The 18811-nt window shown below is 71.3% G+C and carries 18 protein-coding genes; 7 read left to right on the top strand and 11 right to left on the bottom strand.

Going from position 1 to position 18811, the window contains the following annotated elements:
* Nucleotides 1–16: 16 nt before the first annotated feature.
* The gene (dusB, locus tag ACZ5CZ_RS11435) at nucleotides 17–1150 is read right to left on the bottom strand and encodes a tRNA dihydrouridine synthase DusB (RefSeq protein ID WP_468941603.1); all 1134 of its coding nucleotides are present in this window, start codon (nucleotides 1148–1150) and stop codon (nucleotides 17–19) included.
* Between the two features lie 165 nt (nucleotides 1151–1315).
* Here dusB and ACZ5CZ_RS11430 point away from each other — a divergent pair, with 165 nt between their 5' ends.
* Nucleotides 1316–2767 carry an MFS transporter gene (locus ACZ5CZ_RS11430; protein WP_468941600.1) on the top strand — a complete coding sequence of 484 codons (1452 nt, stop codon included), beginning with the start codon at nucleotides 1316–1318 and terminating at the stop codon, nucleotides 2765–2767.
* 16 nt (nucleotides 2768–2783) lie between these two features.
* On the opposite strand, the gene ACZ5CZ_RS11425 is transcribed toward ACZ5CZ_RS11430, so the two are convergent.
* The 3 genes from ACZ5CZ_RS11425 to ACZ5CZ_RS11415 all read right to left on the bottom strand — a co-directional run bounded on the left by ACZ5CZ_RS11425 (nucleotide 2784) and on the right by ACZ5CZ_RS11415 (nucleotide 5913).
* Entirely contained in the window at nucleotides 2784–3314 is a 531-nt protein-coding gene (locus ACZ5CZ_RS11425) for a DUF4232 domain-containing protein (protein WP_468941597.1), read from the bottom strand.
* Between the two features lie 129 nt (nucleotides 3315–3443).
* Complete coding sequence (locus ACZ5CZ_RS11420) at nucleotides 3444–4811, bottom strand: S53 family peptidase (protein WP_385844689.1); 1368 nt, start codon at nucleotides 4809–4811, stop codon at nucleotides 3444–3446.
* A gap of 214 nt (nucleotides 4812–5025) precedes the next feature.
* Nucleotides 5026–5913 (bottom strand): helix-turn-helix transcriptional regulator, encoded by an 888-nt coding sequence (locus tag ACZ5CZ_RS11415; protein WP_468941594.1) that lies wholly within the window; start codon nucleotides 5911–5913, stop codon nucleotides 5026–5028.
* 101 nt (nucleotides 5914–6014) lie between these two features.
* Between ACZ5CZ_RS11415 and ACZ5CZ_RS11410 the strand changes: the two genes are divergently transcribed.
* Entirely contained in the window at nucleotides 6015–7451 is a 1437-nt protein-coding gene (locus tag ACZ5CZ_RS11410) for an MFS transporter (protein WP_468941591.1), read from the top strand.
* Between the two features lie 26 nt (nucleotides 7452–7477).
* On the opposite strand, the gene ACZ5CZ_RS11405 is transcribed toward ACZ5CZ_RS11410, so the two are convergent.
* Both ACZ5CZ_RS11405 and ACZ5CZ_RS11400 read right to left on the bottom strand, forming a co-directional pair.
* Nucleotides 7478–8068 (bottom strand): TetR/AcrR family transcriptional regulator, encoded by a 591-nt coding sequence (locus ACZ5CZ_RS11405; RefSeq protein ID WP_385844685.1) that lies wholly within the window; start codon nucleotides 8066–8068, stop codon nucleotides 7478–7480.
* A 25-nt stretch (nucleotides 8069–8093) separates the two neighbouring features.
* Entirely contained in the window at nucleotides 8094–9104 is a 1011-nt protein-coding gene (locus ACZ5CZ_RS11400) for an aldo/keto reductase (RefSeq protein ID WP_468941586.1), read from the bottom strand.
* A 167-nt stretch (nucleotides 9105–9271) separates the two neighbouring features.
* Here ACZ5CZ_RS11400 and ACZ5CZ_RS11395 point away from each other — a divergent pair, with 167 nt between their 5' ends.
* Nucleotides 9272–10387 (top strand): endonuclease/exonuclease/phosphatase family protein, encoded by a 1116-nt coding sequence (locus ACZ5CZ_RS11395; RefSeq protein ID WP_468941583.1) that lies wholly within the window; start codon nucleotides 9272–9274, stop codon nucleotides 10385–10387.
* 94 nt (nucleotides 10388–10481) lie between these two features.
* On the opposite strand, the gene ACZ5CZ_RS11390 is transcribed toward ACZ5CZ_RS11395, so the two are convergent.
* The gene (locus ACZ5CZ_RS11390) at nucleotides 10482–11864 is read right to left on the bottom strand and encodes a glycine--tRNA ligase (protein ID WP_385844681.1); all 1383 of its coding nucleotides are present in this window, start codon (nucleotides 11862–11864) and stop codon (nucleotides 10482–10484) included.
* A 172-nt stretch (nucleotides 11865–12036) separates the two neighbouring features.
* On the opposite strand from ACZ5CZ_RS11390, the gene ACZ5CZ_RS11385 reads away from it, so the two are divergent.
* The 4 genes from ACZ5CZ_RS11385 to ACZ5CZ_RS11370 all read left to right on the top strand — a co-directional run bounded on the left by ACZ5CZ_RS11385 (nucleotide 12037) and on the right by ACZ5CZ_RS11370 (nucleotide 15163).
* On the top strand, nucleotides 12037–12996 hold the full coding sequence (locus ACZ5CZ_RS11385) for a metal ABC transporter substrate-binding protein (protein ID WP_385844679.1): 960 nt from the start codon (nucleotides 12037–12039) through the stop codon (nucleotides 12994–12996).
* A gap of 11 nt (nucleotides 12997–13007) precedes the next feature.
* On the top strand, nucleotides 13008–13778 hold the full coding sequence (locus tag ACZ5CZ_RS11380; protein ID WP_385844678.1) for a metal ABC transporter ATP-binding protein: 771 nt from the start codon (nucleotides 13008–13010) through the stop codon (nucleotides 13776–13778).
* Between the two features lie 10 nt (nucleotides 13779–13788).
* Nucleotides 13789–14691 (top strand): metal ABC transporter permease, encoded by a 903-nt coding sequence (locus tag ACZ5CZ_RS11375; protein WP_385844676.1) that lies wholly within the window; start codon nucleotides 13789–13791, stop codon nucleotides 14689–14691.
* Between the two features lie 61 nt (nucleotides 14692–14752).
* Nucleotides 14753–15163, top strand: coding sequence for a Fur family transcriptional regulator (locus ACZ5CZ_RS11370; protein ID WP_385844675.1), 411 nt, complete (start codon nucleotides 14753–14755; stop codon nucleotides 15161–15163).
* An 87-nt stretch (nucleotides 15164–15250) separates the two neighbouring features.
* Here ACZ5CZ_RS11370 and ACZ5CZ_RS11365 read toward each other — a convergent pair whose 3' ends face one another.
* From ACZ5CZ_RS11365 to recO, 4 genes are read right to left on the bottom strand one after another with little or no spacing between them, the layout of a single operon-like run.
* Nucleotides 15251–15784 carry a hypothetical protein gene (locus ACZ5CZ_RS11365; protein WP_468941577.1) on the bottom strand — a complete coding sequence of 178 codons (534 nt, stop codon included), beginning with the start codon at nucleotides 15782–15784 and terminating at the stop codon, nucleotides 15251–15253.
* Nucleotides 15785–15819: 35 nt separating this feature from the next.
* Nucleotides 15820–17145 carry a histidine-type phosphatase gene (locus ACZ5CZ_RS11360; RefSeq protein WP_468941574.1) on the bottom strand — a complete coding sequence of 442 codons (1326 nt, stop codon included), beginning with the start codon at nucleotides 17143–17145 and terminating at the stop codon, nucleotides 15820–15822.
* Nucleotides 17146–17186: 41 nt separating this feature from the next.
* Entirely contained in the window at nucleotides 17187–18023 is an 837-nt protein-coding gene (locus tag ACZ5CZ_RS11355; protein WP_385844669.1) for an isoprenyl transferase, read from the bottom strand.
* Nucleotides 18024–18049: 26 nt separating this feature from the next.
* Complete coding sequence (gene recO / locus ACZ5CZ_RS11350) at nucleotides 18050–18796, bottom strand: DNA repair protein RecO (RefSeq protein ID WP_014672589.1); 747 nt, start codon at nucleotides 18794–18796, stop codon at nucleotides 18050–18052.
* Nucleotides 18797–18811 lie beyond the last annotated feature (15 nt).

Here is an 18811-nt window from a genome sequence, read left to right as displayed (position 1 = left end):
CCCCTAGGGGGCTCTCTCAGCCCCCGGAGGTGTCCAGCTCCGCGTCCTCGCTCACGCCCGCGCAGTCGTACGGGTCCTTCAGCCAGCCGTCCGGCAGCACCACCCGGTTGTTGCCGGACGTACGGCCCCGGGGCCCGTCCGCGCCGGACGGCCAGGCCTGGTCGAGGTCCAGCTCGTCCAGCCCGGCCCTCAGCTCCTCCAGCGAGGAGGTGATCGCGAGCCGCTTGCGCATCTCGGAGCCGACCGCGAAGCCCTTCAGGTACCAGGCGACGTGCTTGCGGAAGTCGATCACGCCCTTGGACTCGTCGCCGATCCACTCGCCGAGCAGCCGGGCGTGCCGGACCATGACGTCGGCGACCTCGCGCAGCGCGGGCCGGGCCACCTCGTCCGGGCGTCCTTCGAAGGCCGCGACCAGGTCGGCGAAGAGCCACGGCCGGCCGAGGCAGCCGCGGCCGACGACCACGCCGTCGCAGCCGGTCTCGCGCACCATCCGCAGCGCGTCCTCGGCGCACCAGATGTCGCCGTTGCCGAGCACCGGGATCTCCGGGACGTGCTCCTTCAGCCGGGCGATGGCGTCCCAGTCGGCGGTGCCGCCGTAGTGCTGGGCGGTGGTACGGCCGTGCAGGGCGATGGCGGTGACGCCCTCCTCGACGGCGATACGGCCGGCGTCGAGGTAGGTGAGGTGGTCGTCGTCGATGCCCTTGCGCATCTTCATGGTGACGGGCAGGTCGCCGGCGCCGGAGACCGCCTCCCGCAGGATGGCGCGCAGCAGGTTCCGCTTGTACGGCAGCGCCGAGCCGCCGCCCTTGCGGGTGACCTTGGGGACCGGGCAGCCGAAGTTCAGGTCGATGTGGTCGGCCAGGTCCTCTTCCACGATCATGCGGACGGCCTTGCCGACGGTCACCGGGTCGACGCCGTACAGCTGGATAGAGCGCGGCTGCTCGCTCGCGTCGAACCTGATCAGCTGCATGGTCTTGTCGTTGCGTTCGACCAGCGCCCGGGTCGTGATCATCTCGCTGACGAAGAGGCCCTTGCCACCGCTGAACTCCCGGCACAGGGTACGGAAGGGCGCGTTGGTGATCCCCGCCATGGGTGCGAGCACGACGGGCGGTGCGACGGCGTGCGGGCCGATGGAGAGCGGGTGGGTCATCACAGGGCTCCGGTACGGATGTACGACACAGTCAAGCCCCCATTGTCCCCCACCCGGGTACTCGGATGAGCCGGAGGTGGCGGACGACCGGCCGACCGGTCGCCGGGAAGAATCGTGTAGCTGTAATTAGTTAGACATACTATTGAAGTCGGGTACGATGAGACCATGCCCGAGTTGAGTCATCGCAGACGTCTGCTGGTGCTCGCGATCTGCTGTATGAGTCTGCTGATCGTGAGCCTCGACAACACCGTGCTGAACGTGGCGCTGCCGTCGATGCAGCGCGACCTGCACGCCACGACCGCCGGCCTCCAGTGGACGATCGACGCCTACACCCTGGTGCTGGCCTCGCTGCTGATGCTGGCGGGGTCCACCGCCGACCGCATCGGGCGCAGAAGAGTCTTCATGGCGGGCCTGGTGGTCTTCTCCGTCGGCTCGCTGCTCTGCTCGCTCGCGCCCAACCTGGAACTGCTGATCGTCTTCCGGATGGTCCAGGCCGTCGGCGGCTCGATGCTCAACCCGGTCGCCATGTCGATCATCACCAACACCTTCACCGACGCCCGCGAGCGTGCCCGCGCGATCGGTGCCTGGGGTGCGGTGGTCGGCATCTCGATGGCGGCGGGCCCGCTGGTGGGCGGACTCCTCGTCCAGTCGGTGAGCTGGCGCGCGATCTTCTGGATAAACCTCCCGGTCGGCCTCGCCGCCCTGCTCCTCACCCTGCGCTTCGTCCCGGAGTCCCGGGCGCCCAAGGCCCGCCGCCCCGACCCGGTCGGCCAGCTGCTGGTGATCGCCCTGTTCGGCGCACTGACCTACGCCATCATCGAGGCCCCCTCCTCCGGGCCCGGCACGGTGGCGCCGTTCGCCGCGGTGGCCCTGGCCGCGCTGCTGGCCCTGCTCTGGTACGAGCCCCGGCGCGAGGAACCCCTCATCGACCTGCGCTTCTTCGGTTCGGCCCCGTTCAGCGGCGCGACCGTGATAGCGATCAGCGCGTTCGCGGCGCTCGGCGGCTTCCTCTTCCTGTCCACCCTCTACCTCCAGAACGTGCGCGGCCTGGACGCGCTGCACGCGGGCCTGTGGATGCTGCCGATGGCCGCGCCCACCTTCCTGTGCGCACCGCTGTCCGGACGGCTGGTCGGCAGCCGCGGCCCCCGCCTGCCCCTCCTGATCGCCGGTACGGCGATGACGGCGAGCGCCGCCCTCTTCGCCGTCTTCGAGGCCGAGACCTCGAACGTCACGCGTCTGCTCGGCTACGTCCTGTTCGGCATCGGCTTCGGCTTCGTGAACGCGCCGATCACCAACACGGCCGTCTCCGGGATGCCGCGCGCCCAGGCCGGGGTGGCCGCCGCCGTCGCCTCCACCAGCAGACAGCTGGGCCAGACGCTCGGCGTCGCGGTGATCGGCGCGGTCCTGGCCTCCGGCGTCGGCTCCTCGCCGTTCAGATCCGCCTTCGTCTCGGCGGCCGGCCCCGGCTGGTGGATCCTCACCGGCTGCGGTCTGGCCGTCCTCGCCCTCGGCCTGCTCACCAGCGGCAGCTGGGCCCGTCGCACCGCCGAGCGCACGGCGGAGCGCCTGGAGTCCTCGGAGATCCGCCAGCCCGTGGGCGCCTCCGGACGGAGCTAGACCCGGTCGGGCGGGCCTAGATCCGGTCGGGCGGGCCCAGTTCGAGGGTGTCCGAGCAGATCTGGGCGTTGAGGTGGCGGCCCCGCCCGTCGGTCAGTTCGATGCGGGTGCCGTGCTCGCCCCGCCCGGGGTGCGGCGGGGTCACGTACAGGGCCGGATCGAGGTCGCCGGTGATGTAGCAGTACCCGTCCCGGTCCGTCCCGGTGCGGTAGTGGACCGGGAAGCCGGCCGCGTGGCCCGGTTCCAGCACCACCCGGGGCGCCGTGGCCCCCCGCTTCGGGCGCGACTCCATCCCCTGCGCCTTGCCCACCTGGGCGTCGAGTTCCGGGAAGCCGTCGAGGGCGCAGGGCCGCGTTCCGGTGTTGCGGGCGCTGAGCAGGGCGGCCGGATCCCCCGGATGCCCGCCGTCGGCCATGCGGGTCAGTGTCCAGCGCAGGTGCGGTGTCCCGCAGTCGGCGACGGCGCGGTGGCCGTCGGCGCAGCCGACCGCCCCCAGCAGCAGCGCCACGCCCAGGGCGGAGACGGCCGCGGTATGTCGTACCTGCACAAGAAACCCCCCGTGGCGAGGCGCCCTGCCTCTGCGGACAGGTAGATGCAGCCTCTCCCCCGGGGGGTTCCGTCAGCCGGTCCCGGCCGGTCTCAGCCGGCGTCGACCGGTCTCAGCCGTGCCGGCGGGTCAGTGACCGCTCTTCGCCAGGGCCGACACCAGGCGCAGGGCGTCCAGGGTGCCCACGCCGGTGGCCATGTCGTAGCCGTTGACCGCCTTGTAGCCGGTGACACCCTCGTAGCTGTTGTCGGTGCCGTCGTTGACGTCGACGATGCCGGCGCTCTTGTGCTTGTAGAGCGTGTACAGCGCCTCGTTGATGTGGCCGAGGCGGTGCCCGGCGGCCTGGTCGGCGAGGGCGACGATGCCCGAGAACAGCGGGGAGGCCTCGCTGGTGCCGCCGGAGACGTCCCAGCCGGTGGCCGTCGGGTCGAAGCTGGAGTAGACCCAGGCGCCACCGTCGACGGCCGCGGCCATCGAGATGTCCGGGGTGCCACGGCGGGTGCCGACGACCTTCTGCACACCGTTCTGGAAGGCGGGACGGCCGAAGACGTGCGACTGGCCGCCGCCGCCCGCGCCGTAGTCGTTGTACACGCTGTCCGGCTTGACGCGCTGGCCCTTGTCGTTCAGGTGCAGCTGGGTGCCGCCGATGGAGGTGACCAGCGGGTCCGAGGAGGGCCAGGAGTTGACGCGCTTCTTGTAGTAGCCCTTGCCGTCCGCGGTGTTGTCCGTGGCGCCGCCGTCACCGGAGGAGGCGAGCACGGTCACGTGCTTGCGCTGCGCGTCCTGGAAGGCGTACCGCAGCTTCTTGATGCTGGTGAAGTCACCCTTCTCGAAGCCCGGGAAGGTGTTCTCGGTGGCACCGAAGCTCTGGCTGATGACGTCGCCGACCCCGTGGTCGATCAGGTACTTCTCGGCGCTCATCATCTCCGGCAGACCGGTGGTGCCCTCGGTCTCCGAGACCGCCGTCTCCACCAGCACGATCTTCGCGCCGGGCGCCACGGCGTGGGCCATCTCGACGTCCAGCGTGGTCTCGCCGGCCCAGCCGGTCATGTCGCTGTTCTTCGGGTCGAAGGCGGGGACGTGCCCCCACTTCACGACCTTGACCTTGGTGCTGGGCAGACCGAACTGCTTGCTGTAGACGTCCAGGTCGTGCTGGACCGTCGGGGAGCCGAACGAGTCGACGATGACGATCGTGCGCCCCTTGCCCGTGATGCCCTTCTTGTACAGCGCGTTCAGGTTGTACGCGGTGCGGTACTGAAGGGGGTTGTAGCAGGCGATGTGCCACTTGCTCTGGCACTGCGCGATGGGGAGCGGCTTGGCCACGCCGTGGACCAGCTGGTGTCCCGCGACAGCCGGCGCCGCGAAGGTGTGCGGTACGGCGGCGGAGGCGGTGGTGTTGCCACCGGCCGGCGACGTCGTGGTCAGCGCGGCGGCGGCAAGGGCGGCGGTGACGGCCGCGGTGGCCGCGACGCCGCGCCCGGTACGGGCTATGTGCATGAATTCCCCTGAGAGAGGTCCGTGGTCGGACGTGTCCGTGATCGGACGAAGTGGTCACGCGCATCCCATCGAGTGAGTCATGCACAGAACAAGACCAGGTCAGGGTTATTGAACAGCCGATGTCGAAGCTTTTACCGGAACACCACCTCGGGTCGGCCCTTTTCCGGCCATGCGCTGCTGCGTCGGTTGCCGCCCGGGTACCCGGGCCGGCACGTCAAGCCCTGCTGAGCGCCAGCTCGTACAGCCGCTCCAGCCGCTCGGCGGTCTGCTCGTCCTTCGGGGTGTAGGTGACCATGCGGGCACCCAGCTCGGGGCCGAGCCACAGGTCCGTGTGTTCCAGGGTGAGCAGGCCGACGTACGGGTTGCGGAACTCCTTGGTCCTGGAGCGGGTGGCGACCACCTCGTAGCGCTCCCAGTTCTCGCGGAACGCGGAGTACTCCTTCAGCCGTTTGAGCAGCATCTTCCAGGCGGGTTCGCCGAGGTGCCCGGCGAGGGAGGCGCGCAGCCGGGCGGCCATCAGCCGCTGCGACTCCGCGAGGTGGACGACCCCCTGCTGCCAGCCCGGGTCGCTGTGCACGAGGATCATGCAGTTGCGGTCCTCGGGCGGGATGGCGTCCAGGTCGCCCAGCAGCAGGCCGTAGGTGCGGTTGTAGGCGAGGATGTCGTACCGGCTGTTCTGGATGCAGGCGGGGTTCGGGTCCAGCCGGTCCAGCAGGGTGCGCAGCGCCGGGGTGACGCCGGTGCAGTGCGCGGCGGGCGTCGGGTCGGTGGCCCCGGCCAGTTGGAAGAGGTGGGCGCGCTCGCTGGCGTCCAGCAGCAGGGTGCGGGCGAGGGCGTCCAGGACCTGCACGGAGACCTGGATGTCGCGGGCCTGCTCCAGCCAGGTGTACCAGGTGACGCCGACCGCGGAGAGCTGCGCGACCTCCTCGCGGCGCAGGCCGGGGGTGCGGCGCCGGGCTCCCCGGACCAGGCCCACCTGCTCCGGGGTGATCCGCTCGCGCCGGCTGCGCAGGAAGGCGGCCAGCTCCTGGCGGCGGATCTGCGAGGGCCGGCGCGGCTGCCGGGTGGCGGTGTCCTGGACAAGGGGCGGCGCGGTCGTCATGGTTCCAGGGTGCCGCCTGCGCCATCCTGTTTCCAGGTACTTCTGGTACCAGGATGAGGAGACTCTGGTACCACTCTGAGTGCGGGCGCAGGCTCGGTGCCATGAGCGAAACCGTCATCACCGCCCCGGCCGGCACCGCCCGGCCGGCGGCCGGTCCGCCGGGACTCGGCGGGCTCGGCCTGTTCACCGTTCTGCTGGCCGCGGCGCTGCCGCTGGTCGACTTCTTCATCGTCAACGTCGCCCTGCCGGCCATCGGCTCCGGCCTGGCCGCGAGCGAGGCCGTGCTGGAGCTGGTGGTCGCCGGGTACGGGGTGGCGTACGCCGTGCTGCTGGTCGTCGGCGGACGGCTGGGGGACCTGTTCGGGCGGCGCCGGCTGTTCCTCGGCGGCATGGCCGCGTTCGGGGTGACCTCGCTGGCCTGCGGCCTGGCGCCGGACGCCTGGACCCTGGTGGCGGCGCGGGTGGCGCAGGGCGCGGCGGCCGCCGCGATGCTGCCGCAGGTGCTCGCCACCATCCAGGCCGCCACCAGCGGCGCGCGCCGCGCGAAGGCCATGAGCCTGTACGGCGCGACGGCCGGGCTGTCGATGGTGGCCGGGCAGATACTCGGCGGGGTGCTGGTGGCCGCCGATGTCGCGGGCACCGGATGGCGGTCGGTGTTCCTGGTCAACGTGCCCGTGGTCGTGGTCGGGCTGGTGCTCGCGGTGCGGTTCGTGCCGGAGACCCGGTCGCAGCGTCCGGAGCCCGTGGACGGCCCGGGCACGGTGCTGCTCGCCGCGTCCCTGCTGACGCTGCTGGCGCCGCTCACCGAGGGCCGGGCGGCGGGCTGGCCGCTGTGGACGTGGCTGTCGCTGGCCGCGTTCCCGGTGGTGGCCGGGGCGTTCTGGGCGGTGGAGCGGCGGGCGGACCGGGCCGGGCGGACGCCGCTGGTGCCGCCGAGCCTGTTCGCGGTGGCGTCGATGCGGCGGGGGCTGGTGCTGATGGTGCCGTTCTCCATCGGCTTCGCCGGGTTCATGTTCGTGATCGCGCTGGCGCTCCAGCAGGGGGCCCGGCTCGGCCCGGTGCCGGCGGGGCTCGCGCTGGCGCCGATGGCCGTCGTCTTCCTCTTCGTCTCCCTCGCCGGTCCGCGGCTGGTCGCCCGGTACGGCACCCGGGTGGTCACCGCGGGGTCCGTGGCGCAGGGGGTGGGGGTGCTGCTGATCGCGCTGGCCGTGTGGCGGGACTGGCCGCACGTGGGCGTGGTGTCGCTGCTGCCGGGGATGGCGGTGGCCGGTGCGGGTCAGGCGCTCCAACTGCCCAATGTGATGCGGCTGGTGCTGTCCGAGGTGCCGGCGGCGCGGGCCGGGGTCGGCGGCGGGGTGATGGTGACGACCCAGCAGTCGGCGCTGGCGCTGGGTGTGGCCACGCTCGGCACGCTGTTCCTCACCCTGGTCCCCCACCTCGGCATGCGGGACGCGTTGCTGGTCACGCTGCTGACCCAGGTGGGCGGGATCGTCCTGACGGGCCTGCTGAGCCTGCGGCTGCCGAGGTCGGTGGGGTGAGCCACTGCTGAGGGGCGGGGCCCCGGTCAGGCCCCGCGGAGCCCCCGTATCAGCAGGTCCACCACGGCCCGGAACTCCTCCTCCACTCCTTCGCGCTGCCACTCTCGCGCGTAGCAGGGGTCGTGGAAGCGCCCGGTGGCCTGGAAGACGGCCCGGGCCGCGGCGGCGGGGTCGGACACGGTGAAGACGCCCGCCTCCGCTCCCGCCTCGACGATCCGGGTCAGCTGGCCGGTCAGGTCGGCGATGTGCTCACCGACGACGGTCCCGTTCTCGTCGGTGAGCACCGTGTAGGTCGCGAACAGCTCGGGATCGTCCCCGGCCTTGTGCCGCTTCGCCTCGAACAGCGCCGCGAGCCAGGCCCGCAGCCGCTCCTCGGGCGCGGCGTCCGCCGTGACGATGCCGGCCAGCTGTTGCGAAGTCCGGTCCAGCCAGCGCTTGGTGACGGCGCCCCGCAGCACCGCCTTGGTGCGGAAGTGCCGGTAGACGCTGCCGTGGCTGACGCCGAGCGCGCGGGCCACGTCGACCACGGTGGCCTTGGCCGGGCCGTGGCGGCGCAGCACCTCCTCGGTCGCTTCGAGGATGCGCTCGGCGGTCAGGGTCTCGCTGGTCGGTGCCATGTCTAGACCGTACCCGGCGGCCGGTTCAGCGTTCGCTGTCGAGGCTGGCCATCTGGGCGGGGGCGTAGCGCTCGCCGGCCGCCGCGTCCGCCGGGACGGCCTCCTCGACGGCCGCGAGGTCGGCCGCGTCCAGTACGACGTCCAGGGCGCCCAGCGACTCGCCGAGCCGCTGCCGGGTGCGGGCGCCGATCAGCGGCACGATGTCCTCGCCCCGGGCCAGCACCCAGGCGATGGCGAGCTGGGCGACGGTGGCGCCCTTCCGGTCGGCGATGCGGCGCAGGGCCTCGACCAGGTTCAGGTTGTGCCGGAGGTTGTCGCCCTGGAAGCGGGGCGAGTGGGCCCGGAAGTCGTTCGCGGACAGCTGCCGTTCCGGGGTGAAGTGGCCGGAGATCAGGCCGCGGGACAGGACGCCGTACGCCGTGATCCCGATGCCCAGCTCCCGTACGGTCGGCAGGATCTCCCGCTCGATGCCGCGGGAGATGAGCGAGTACTCGATCTGGAGGTCGGCGATCGGGGCGGTGGCGGCGGCCCGCCGGATGCTGTCGGCGCCGACCTCGCTGAGCCCGATGTGCCGCACGTACCCCTTCTCGACCAGCTCGGCGATGGCGCCGACGGTCTCCTCGACGGGCACGTCCGGGTCGAGGCGGGCGAGCCGGTAGACGTCGATGTGGTCGACGCCGAGGCGCTGGAGGGAGTAGGCGGCGAAGTTCTTCACGGCGGCGGGGCGGCCGTCGTAGCCGGTCCAGTTGCCGGCGGGGTCGCGCAGGGCGCCGAACTTGACGCTGACGAGGGCCTGTTCGCGGCGGGCCGGCGGGGCGGTGCGCAGCGCCTCGCCGACGAGCATCTCGTTGTGGCCCATGGCGTAGAAGTCGCCGGTGTCGAGGAGGGTGACCCCGGCCTCCAGGGCGGCGTGGACGGTCGCGACGGACTCCGCGCGGTCGGCGTCGCCGTACAGGGCGGACATGCCCATGCAGCCGAGGCCGAGGGCGGAGACCCGGGGGCCGGTGGTTCCGAGGTTTCGGGTTCGCATCGTCATGACCCCCACCCTGCCATGACAGCTGACAGATTTCAATATCTGTCAGCTGTCATTCGTCAGCTCGCGTCGGCGCGGCCCCCGCCGGAGAATGGGAGATGCCGACGTGCAGCCCCTCAGGCGGCGCCTGCCGTCGGCCGTGCGGTGTTCGCGCCGCCGAGGAGGCCGCCATGGTCGTCCGTATCGCCACCTACAACACCGAGAACCTGTTCCGCCGGCCTGCCGCCTTCCGGCTCGCCGACCCGGCCCAGCGGAAGCAAGTCCTCGACGATTTCGACACGTTGGTCGCGCTGCTCGACAAGGCGACGTACACCGACGCCGACAAGAAGGAAATCGCCGATCTCATCGTCACCAACCGGGCCTACGACATCGATCCGGACAATCCTCCGCTGATCTTCGTCAACCAGAACCGCCCGGGCAAGACCACCGGACTCTTCGACCCTCCCCCTCCGGGGGCCCAGGTCCAGGACCTGACCATCCACGCGACCGGCCGCGGCTCCTGGGCCGGCTGGGTCGAACTGGTCCAGGACGACCTGGACATGACCGCGGTACGGAACACCGCGCAGGTGGTCGCCGAGGTCACGGCGGACATCCAGCTGGTGGCCGAGGTCGAGGACCGGCTCACCCTGGACCTCTTCAACCGGCATGTCCTGGGCGCCGTCGAGGGCGCGCAGCCGTACCCCTTCAACCTGCTGATCGACGGCAACGATCCGCGGGGCATCGACGTCGGGATCCTCAGCCGCCGGGCGATCACCTCGGTCCGCCCGCACCTGTTCGACCCGGACCCGGCTCACCCCGACCGGCCCCTGTTCAGCCGCGACTGCCCCGAGTACGAGATCCAGCTCGGCGAGGGGACGACGCTGGTGCTCCTCGGCAACCACCTCAAGAGCAAGTTCCACGACGATCCGCGGCTGCGCCTGGCCCAGGCGCAACGGGTCGCGGAGATCTACCGGGCGGCGCTGGAGCGCACGCCGAACGTCGTGGTCGCAGGGGACCTCAACGACAGCCCGGACAGCGCGCCGCTGAAGGCGCTGCTCGACACCGGTCTGCGCGACGTGATGAGCCACCCGTCCTACCAGGGCGATCCGGGCACCCACGGCACCTGCCGCTCGACCCGGGACAAGCTGGACTACATCCTGTTGCCGCCCGCCCTCTTCGACAAGGTGCAGCGGGTCGGCCTGGAGCCGAGGGGCATCTTCGAGCACCAGGACCACTTCGGCTCCGTGCACTCGAAGCTCGACGAGGCATCGGACCACGCGGCGCTCTTCGTGGACCTGGACATCTGAAGCGACCTGGACATCCGAAGCAGAAACGCCCGCCCGCCCAGCCGACGGAGTCGGATGAGCGGGCGGGCGGGAGACAGCCTGAACGCCGCCGGCGTCAGCAGCCGAGCAGACGCTGGGCCAGGTAGCCCTCGATCTGGTCCAGCGACACGCGCTCCTGCTTCATGGAGTCACGCTCGCGGACCGTGACCGCGTTGTCCTCGAGGGTGTCGAAGTCGACGGTCACGCAGTACGGCGTACCGATCTCGTCCTGGCGGCGGTAGCGGCGGCCGATCGCACCGGCGTCGTCGAACTCGATGTTCCAGTTCTGCCGCAGCGCCTGGGCGAGACCCTTGGCCTTGGGCGACAGCTCGGGGTTGCGGGACAGCGGCAGCACCGCGACCTTGACCGGGGCCAGCCGGTGGTCGAGCCGCAGCACGGTCCGCTTCTCCATCTTGCCCTTGGCGTTCGGCGCCTCGTCCTCGACGTAGGCGTCGAGCAGGAAGGCCAGCATGGTCCGGCCGACACCCGCCGCGGGCTCGATGACGTACGGCGTCCAGCGCTCGCCGGCCTCCTGGTCGAAGTAGGAGAGGTCCTGGCCGGAGGCCTTGGCGTGCGCCGACAGGTCGTAGTCGGTGCGGTTGGCGACACCCTCCAGCTCGCCCCACTCGCTGCCGCCGAACTGGAAGCGGTACTCGATGTCGGCGGTGCGCTTGGAGTAGTGGGAGAGCTTCTCCTTCGGGTGCTCGTACCAGCGCATGTTCTCCTCACGGAGACCCAGGCCGGTGTACCAGTTCCAGCGCTGCTGCATCCAGTACTCCTGCCACTGCTCGTCCTCGCCCGGCTTGACGAAGAACTCCATCTCCATCTGCTCGAACTCGCGGGTGCGGAAGATGAAGTTGCCCGGCGTGATCTCGTTGCGGAAGGACTTGCCCATCTGCGCGATGCCGAACGGCGGCTTGCGGCGCGAGGTGGTCTGCACCTGGGCGAAGTTGGTGAAGATGCCCTGGGCGGTCTCGGGACGCAGGTAGGCGACGGAGCCGCTGTCCTGGGTCGGGCCGAGGTGGGTCGACAGCAGGCCGGAGAACTGCTTGGGCTCGGTGAACTGGCCCTTGTTGCCGCAGTTCGGGCAGTTGATGTCGGCCAGGCCGTTCGCCGGGGCGTGGCCCTTCTTCTCCTCGTACGCCTCTTCCAGGTGGTCGGCGCGGAACCGCTTGTGACACGCGGTGCACTCGGTCAGCGGGTCCGTGAAGGTGGCGACGTGACCGGAGGCCACCCAGACCTCGGAGGCCAGGATGACGGACGAGTCGATACCGACGACGTCCTCGCGCGACGTCACCATGTAGCGCCACCACTGGCGCTTGATGTTCTCCTTGAGCTCGACACCGAGCGGTCCGTAGTCCCAGGCGGCCCGCTGACCGCCGTAGATCTCACTGCACGGGAAAACGAAGCCACGGCGCTTGCTCAGGCTGACGATGGTGTCGATCTTGTCGGCGGCCACGGTGCTCTCTTCATGACGATTACGGCGACTGGCGTTGAAGCGGAGATGCTTCCAGCTTGCGAATGATTCAGGTTACCGGCGCAGGCTCCCCCAGAACCAAATCGGCCCCCTGCTCGACGGCCCTCACCAGGCTTGTTGACAACGGTTTCCATATTTGTTGAAAATGACTGTCATGAACGTACGACGACGCCTCATACCCGCCGCCGCGGTCGCCGCGGTCACCGCCCTCGGGATCGGCACCCTCTCCGCCTGCTCCGGCGACAAGGCGGAGGCGGCGAACACCGGCAAGTTCGACGTCGTCGCGTCCTTCTACCCCCTGGCCTTCCTGGCCGAGCAGATCGGTGGCGGCCATGTGCGCGTCACCACGCTCACCTCCCCCGGCCAGGAACCCCACGACCTGGAGATCAGCCCCCGGCAGATCGCGGCGCTCGACGACTCCGACGCCGTCCTCTACCTCAAGAACCTCCAGCCCGCCGTCGACGCCGCGGTGGCCCAGTCCTCGGTCGGCACGAAGATCGACGCGGCCTCCCTGACCACCCTGGAGAACCACGGCAACGAGGTCGGCGGACACGCCGCCGCGCACGACAGCCACCAGGGCGAGGAGGCGGGCGGCAAGGACCCGCACGTCTGGGTCGACCCGGTGCGCTACGCCACCATCGCCCAGGGCGTCGGCGCCGCCTTCGAGAAGGCCGACCCCAAGCACGCGGCCGACTACCGCAAGAACACCGCGGCCCTGGTGAAGAAGCTGAACGGCCTGGACACCGAGTTCCGCAGCGGGCTGGCGCACACCCGGACCAAGGTCTTCATCACCACGCACGCCGCCTTCGGCTACCTCGCCGAGCGCTACGGCCTCACCGAGGAGGCGATCAACGGCCTCGACCCCGAGTCGGAGCCGAGCGCCGCCCGGGTGAAGGACCTGGAGAAGATGGCCAGGGCCGACGGCGTCTCCACCGTCTTCTACGAGACCCTCGTCAGCGACAAGACCGCGAAGACCATCGCGGGCGACGCCGGTCTGAAGACGGACGTCCTCGACCCGATCGAGGGCATCACCGGCGCGTCCCGCGGCACCGACTACTTCTCCGTCCAGCGGGCCAACCTCAAGGCCCTCCAGCAGGCGCTGGGCGCCAAATGACGGGAGATGCGATGACCAACGAGCCTGTCATATCCCTGCGCGGGGTCACCGCCGAGCTGGGCGCCCGTCCCGTGCTGCGCGGCATCGACCTCACCGTCGGCCGCGGCGAGGTCGTCGCGCTGCTCGGCGCCAACGGCTCCGGCAAGTCCACGGCGATCCGCACGATCATCGGCCAGGTGCCGGTCAGCGGCGGCACGGTCGAGCTGTTCGGCACCCCGCGCCGCTCCTTCCGCGACTGGGCCCGCGTGGGCTACGTACCGCAGCGCACCACGGCGGCGGGCGGTGTCCCGGCGACGGTGACGGAGATCGTCTCCGCGGGCCGGCTGGCCCGCACCCGCTTCGGCGTCTTCCGCAGGGCGGACCGGGAGGCCGTGCACCACGCGCTGGACCTGGTCGGCATGGCCGACCGCGCCAAGGACTCGGTGAACGCCCTCTCCGGCGGCCAGCACCAGCGCGTACTCATCGCCCGCGCCCTGGTCTCCGAGCCCGAGCTGCTGATCATGGACGAGCCGATGGCGGGCGTCGACCTGGCCAGCCAGGAGGTGCTCGCCCGCACCCTCGCGGGGCAGGTCGAGGCCGGTACGACCGTCCTGCTCGTGCTGCACGAACTGGGCCCGCTGGAGCCCCTGATCGACCGGGCGGTCGTCCTGCGCGACGGCTGCGTGCTGCACGACGGCCCGCCCCCGAAGGCCCTGGGCCAGCACGCCCTGCCCGGCCACGACCACGTACACCCGCACGCGCCCGCGGCCGCCGAACCGCTCCGCACCGGCCTGCTGAGCTGATGGAGCTGTGATGGACTTCCTCGACTACGCCTTCATGCAGCGGGCCCTGCTCGCCGCCGTCCTGGTCGGCATCACGGCCCCCGCGGTCGGCATCTACCTCGTCCAGCGCCGCCAGGCCCTGATGGGCGACGGCATCGGCCACGTGGCCATGACCGGCGTCGGCCTCGGCTTCCTCCTCTCCACCTCCCCGGTGTGGATGGCGACCGCCGTCTCCGTCCTCGGCGCGGTCCTGATGGAGCTGATCCGCTGGTACGGCAGGACGCGCGGCGACATCGCCCTCGCGATGCTCTTCTACGGCGGCATGGCCGGCGGCGTGATGCTGATCAACCTCGCGCCGGGCGGCTCCAACGCCAACCTGACCTCGTACCTCTTCGGCTCCCTGTCCACCGTCTCGCAGTCCGACGTGACCGCGATCTGTGTGCTCGCCGCGCTCGTGCTGCTGGTCACGCTGGGCCTGCGCCGCCAGCTGTTCGCGGTCAGCCAGGACGAGGAGTTCGCCCGGGTCACCGGCCTGCCGGTGCGCGTGCTGAACCTGCTGACCGCGGTCACCGCGGCGGTCACCGTCACGGTCGCCATGCGCGTGGTCGGCCTGCTGCTGGTGTCCGCGCTGATGGTGGTGCCGGTGGCGGCGGCGCAGCAGCTCAGCCGCAGCTTCGCCGCGACCTTCGCGATCGCCGTCGCGATCGGGGTGGCCGTGACCGTCAGCGGCACCGTCACCTCGTACTACCAGGACGTCCCGCCCGGCGCGACGATCGTCCTCCTCACCATCGCCGCGTTCATCGCCCTGACCGCGCTCGCCACCCCGCTGGCCCGGCGACGCGCCCGCGCGGCAGCCGCGGCCCAGCCCTCCGGAGACCCCGCGGAGTGCTCGATTCCGGCCACCCGGAGCGCATCCGACGAGGTCGGCGTCTGACCGCTCACCGCCCGGGCTGGCAGAATGGCCCGGGCAGACAGCGAGACTGAGGAGGCAACCGGTGACGACCGCTGGACCGCCCGTGAAGGGCCGCGCGACCCGGCAGCGGGCAGCCGTGGCGGCGGCGCTGGACGAGGTCGACGAGTTCCGCAGCGCGCAGGAACTCCACGACATGCTCAAGCACAAGGGCGACTCGGTCGGACTCACCACCGTCTACCGCACGCTCCAGTCCCTCGCCGAGGCCGGTGAGGTGGATGTCCTGCGCACCTCCGACGGCGAGTCGGTGTACCGCCGCTGCTCCACCGGTGAACACCACCACCACCTGGTCTGCCGCGCCTGCGGCAAGGCGGTGGAGGTGGAGGGCCCGGCGGTCGAGAAGTGGGCGGAGGCGATCGCCGCGGAGCACGGCTATGTGAACGTGGCGCACACGGTGGAGATCTTCGGCACCTGCGCGGAGTGCGCCGCCGGCTGAGCGGGGCCGTCCCCCGCCGTCGCCGGCCGCGGCTGAGTGGGGGTTGCTCGCGCAGTTCCCCGCGCCCCTGAAGGGGCAGCTCCCCGCTCAGGCCCGCGTGATGTGCCGGTCCAGGAGAGACCTCAGGCGGTCCACGTCCGCCGGATCGGTCAGCGCCCGCTTCGGCAGCAGCGTCATGCACCGCGCGTTCCGGTCCCCGCTGAACAGTGCGAAGGAGTCCGCCGTCTCCCGGTACACCGGCCGCGCCCCCCACTCCTGCACCACCGTCACATGCTCCGCGCGCACCGTCACCCCCTCCTCGTCCACGGTCACCCGGCACGCCCCGCTCACCTCGGCCACCCGGGCCAGCCGCCGCGCCTGGAGCACCGGTGTCACGGCGAGCCCGACGCCGCAGTAGATCATCATCAGGACGGGGAAGAGATCCACCCGCCCGCCGGCCAGCTCCGCCGCGGCGGTCAGTGCGAAGGCGAGGAACATCAGGCCCAGCACCCCCGTCGCCAGCCGGCTCGACCTGCTGATCTTCCGCCGCGCCCGCAGCGCCGACACGAAGTCGCGCGCCTCCAGCCGAAACGCCAGCTCGACCGTCTCCCGGACGGCCTCCCGCCCCATGTCCATCGTCACGAGGCGGGATCGTACATGCGTCCCCCGGCCGTTGATCAGCCGCGTCCGAAGCAGCGTTCCAGCTCGTCCAGGTCGTAGAACGTGCTGCCCTCGGCGATCGGGCGGCAGCCCGACCTGAACGGTGTCTCGCGCTCGTTGTAGAGCATGCGGACGAGGTAGCGGCCGTCCTTCTCGTAGACGTCCCACTGGATGTTCGCACCGAGCGGGGAGACCGCGGCGCCCCGCCAGGGGTTGCTGGCGTACGTGTACGGCTCGCCCGGCGTCGCCGGCCGGGTGCTGCCCGGCAGGCCCATCAGCGCGGCCAGCGGGATGATCTCCTCGGCGTGGGTGAAGCGCAGCTCGGCGCCGAGGTCGCTGGTGCCGTCCCGCTTGGCCTCCACCTGCCGGAAGAAGTCGTCCAGCAGGACGTCCGCCATCCGGTAGGTGATGTCGCTGTCGGCGAAGCCGGGCCCCTTCTCGTAGAAGTCCTCGGCGTCGGAGAGGTAGCCGAACCAGGCGGCGTCCGACCGGGAGATGTACCGCTCCATGCCCCAGCCCCTGCCGTCCGGGCTCTCCTCGCTCATCGCGGGCGCGATGGCGTACAGGTTGTAGACGGCCTCGGCGGCGCCGACGGGGTCGGGGATCTCGGCGACGAACGGGTCGGTGAACAGCCGGCGCAGCACGCTGCGGGCGTGGTCGAGCGTGGCGGGCTGCCCGGCGATGCCCCGGAGGGTGTCCTTCAGGCGCTGGTCGTTCGCGAGGTAGTCGCGGTAGGCGGCGCCGCCGGCCGCCTTGTGGAAGTAGAGCAGGTCCTTGTCCGCCCGGGCCGGTCCGATCAACGGCGCGAGGGCCGGATCGGTGTCGGCGAGGGCCCCGGCGAAGACGGTGCCGCTGTCGACGGCGCGGCCCTGCCCGGAGCTGACGACGTCGATCTTCTCCCCGTCGTCGGCGATCTTCGCGAACAGCGACGGCAGCCGGTGTGCCAGCCTGACCGCCGTGTCCGTCAGTTCCTGCTTGCCGCGCCCGCTGAGGTTGCCGTAGCCGATCCGGGCCATGGCGGCCTCCAGGGCTTGCACCCGGGGCCCGAACTCCTCGCCCTTGTGGGTGAGTTGCCCGGCTGTCCGGGCCTTGTCCCACAGGGCGAGGACCAGGTCGCCGTCCGTGCCGGCGGTGGCCGCGCGGGAGCCGTGCCGGGAGACGTTCTCGGTGAGGACGGCGGTGTAGCCGGCCGGCGGCTGCTGGTAGCGCTGCGGGTCCTGCCCGCCGGCGTACGGGGCCTTGGTGCCGTAACTCTCGCGGTGCGCCGGGCCGTCGGCGGCGTGCGCGGGCAGCGCGGCCAGGAGCAGGGCGCCGAGGGCGAGCAGCGGGGTGAGACGTCTCATGGCCCGTATCCTCGGCAGCCCCGGTGAACCGCCGGTGGCGGTCAGGTGGCCGGCTTGCCCTCCATGGCCAGCAGCTCCTCGTTGGGGATGGCGCCGCCGAACCGCCGGTCGCGGGAGGCGAACTCGACACAGGCGCGCCACAGGTGGCGGCGGTCGAAGTCGGGCCACAGCACGTCCTGGAAGACCATCTCGGCGTACGCGCTCTGCCAGAGCAGGTAGTTGGAGGTGCGCATCTCGCCGCTGGGGCGCAGGAACAGGTCGACGTCCGGCATGTCCGGGTAGTACATGTACTTCTGGAGCGTCTTCTCGTTCACCTTGGACGGGTCGAGCCGCCCCGCCGCCACGTCCTCGGCCAGCGCCTTGGCCGCGTCGGCGATCTCGGCGCGTCCGCCGTAGTTCATGCAGAAGTACAGCGTGAGCAGGTCGTTGCCCTTCGTCTGCTCCTGGGCGACCTGGAGTTCCTTGGCGACGGACTTCCACAGCTTGGGCATCCGGCCCACCCAGCGCACCCGGATGCCGAGTTCGTCGAGCTGGTCCCGGGTCTTGCGGATGAAGTCGCGGTTGAAGTTCATCAGGAAGCGGACCTCGTCGGGCGAGCGCTTCCAGTTCTCCGTGGAGAAGGCGTACAGGGAGATGTTGCGGACGCCGATCTCGATCGAGCCCTGGAGGACGTCCAGCACCCGCTCGGCGCCGACCTTGTGTCCCTCGGTGCGCGGCAGCCCGCGGTCCTTGGCCCAGCGTCCGTTGCCGTCCATGACGATGGCGACGTGGTTCGGGACCAGCTCACCCGGGAGCCTCGGCGCACGGGCACCCGACGGGTGCGGCTCCGGCGCCTTGTGCTCGCGCCGCTGGCGCCCCAGGATCCCGCGTACGACCATGTGCCTCTCGTCTCTCTTCGTGGGTGTTACTTCTCGACGTACCTGAGCGAACGCAGTCCGCGCTCCAGATGCCAGTGCAGGTAGGCGGACACCAGCCCGCTGCCCTCCCGGACGTACCGCGCCTCGCAGGCGTCGGCCGTCTCCCAGTCTCCCGTAAGCAGGGCGCCCAGCAGAACCAGGGTCTGCGGGGACGGTACGACGCTTCCGGGCACCCGGCAGTCGACGCAGACGGAGCCGCCGGAGGCCACCGAGAAGAACCGGTTGGGGCCGGGCATCCCGCACTTCGCGCAGTCGCCGAAGCTCGGGGCGTAGCCGTTGACGGCGAGGGAGCGCAGCAGGAAGGCGTCGAGGACGAGATGCGGTGCGTGCTCGCCCCGCGCCAGGGTCCGCAGCGCCCCGACGAGCAGCAGGTACTGCTGGACCGCCGGCTCGCCCTCGTGGTCCGTGAACCGCTCGGCGGTCTCCAGCATGGCCGTCCCGGCGGTGTACCGGGCGTAGTCGGTGACGATCCCGCCGCCGTACGGCGCGATGGTCTCGCTCTGCGTGCACAGCGGCAGACCGCGCCCGACCAGCTCGCTCCCGCGGGCGAAGAACTGCACGTCCACGTGGGAGAAGGGCTCCAGCCGGGCGCCGAACTTGGACTTGGTCCGGCGCACGCCCCGGGCGACGGCGCGTACCCGGCCGTGACCGCGGGTGAGCAGGGTGATGATCCGGTCCGCCTCACCCAGCTTCTGGGTGCGCAGCACGATGCCGTCGTCGCGGAACAGACTCATGGACACCATTGTCGC

The sequence above is a fragment of the Streptomyces sp. NPDC031418 genome, assembly GCF_055581605.1.
Note: the sequence above shows the minus strand (reverse complement) of the source record. Positions and strands in the feature narration are given on the sequence as shown.

What these genes read in the sequence shown, in the direction of transcription:
- recO (WP_014672589.1), bottom strand. Translation starts at nt 18,796, where the DNA reads ATGAGTCTGTTCCGCGACGACGGCATCGTGCTGCGCACCCAGAAGCTG.
- ACZ5CZ_RS11355 (WP_385844669.1), bottom strand. Translation starts at nt 18,023, where the DNA reads ATGGTCGTACGCGGGATCCTGGGGCGCCAGCGGCGCGAGCACAAGGCG.
- dusB (WP_468941603.1), bottom strand. Translation starts at nt 1,150, where the DNA reads ATGACCCACCCGCTCTCCATCGGCCCGCACGCCGTCGCACCGCCCGTC.
- ACZ5CZ_RS11430 (WP_468941600.1), top strand. Translation starts at nt 1,316, where the DNA reads ATGCCCGAGTTGAGTCATCGCAGACGTCTGCTGGTGCTCGCGATCTGC.
- ACZ5CZ_RS11380 (WP_385844678.1), top strand. Translation starts at nt 13,008, where the DNA reads ATGACCAACGAGCCTGTCATATCCCTGCGCGGGGTCACCGCCGAGCTG.
- ACZ5CZ_RS11405 (WP_385844685.1), bottom strand. Translation starts at nt 8,068, where the DNA reads ATGGCACCGACCAGCGAGACCCTGACCGCCGAGCGCATCCTCGAAGCG.
- ACZ5CZ_RS11410 (WP_468941591.1), top strand. Translation starts at nt 6,015, where the DNA reads ATGAGCGAAACCGTCATCACCGCCCCGGCCGGCACCGCCCGGCCGGCG.
- ACZ5CZ_RS11375 (WP_385844676.1), top strand. Translation starts at nt 13,789, where the DNA reads ATGGACTTCCTCGACTACGCCTTCATGCAGCGGGCCCTGCTCGCCGCC.
- ACZ5CZ_RS11415 (WP_468941594.1), bottom strand. Translation starts at nt 5,913, where the DNA reads ATGACGACCGCGCCGCCCCTTGTCCAGGACACCGCCACCCGGCAGCCG.
- ACZ5CZ_RS11385 (WP_385844679.1), top strand. Translation starts at nt 12,037, where the DNA reads ATGAACGTACGACGACGCCTCATACCCGCCGCCGCGGTCGCCGCGGTC.
- ACZ5CZ_RS11360 (WP_468941574.1), bottom strand. Translation starts at nt 17,145, where the DNA reads ATGAGACGTCTCACCCCGCTGCTCGCCCTCGGCGCCCTGCTCCTGGCC.
- ACZ5CZ_RS11420 (WP_385844689.1), bottom strand. Translation starts at nt 4,811, where the DNA reads ATGCACATAGCCCGTACCGGGCGCGGCGTCGCGGCCACCGCGGCCGTC.
- ACZ5CZ_RS11395 (WP_468941583.1), top strand. Translation starts at nt 9,272, where the DNA reads ATGGTCGTCCGTATCGCCACCTACAACACCGAGAACCTGTTCCGCCGG.
- ACZ5CZ_RS11400 (WP_468941586.1), bottom strand. Translation starts at nt 9,104, where the DNA reads ATGACGATGCGAACCCGAAACCTCGGAACCACCGGCCCCCGGGTCTCC.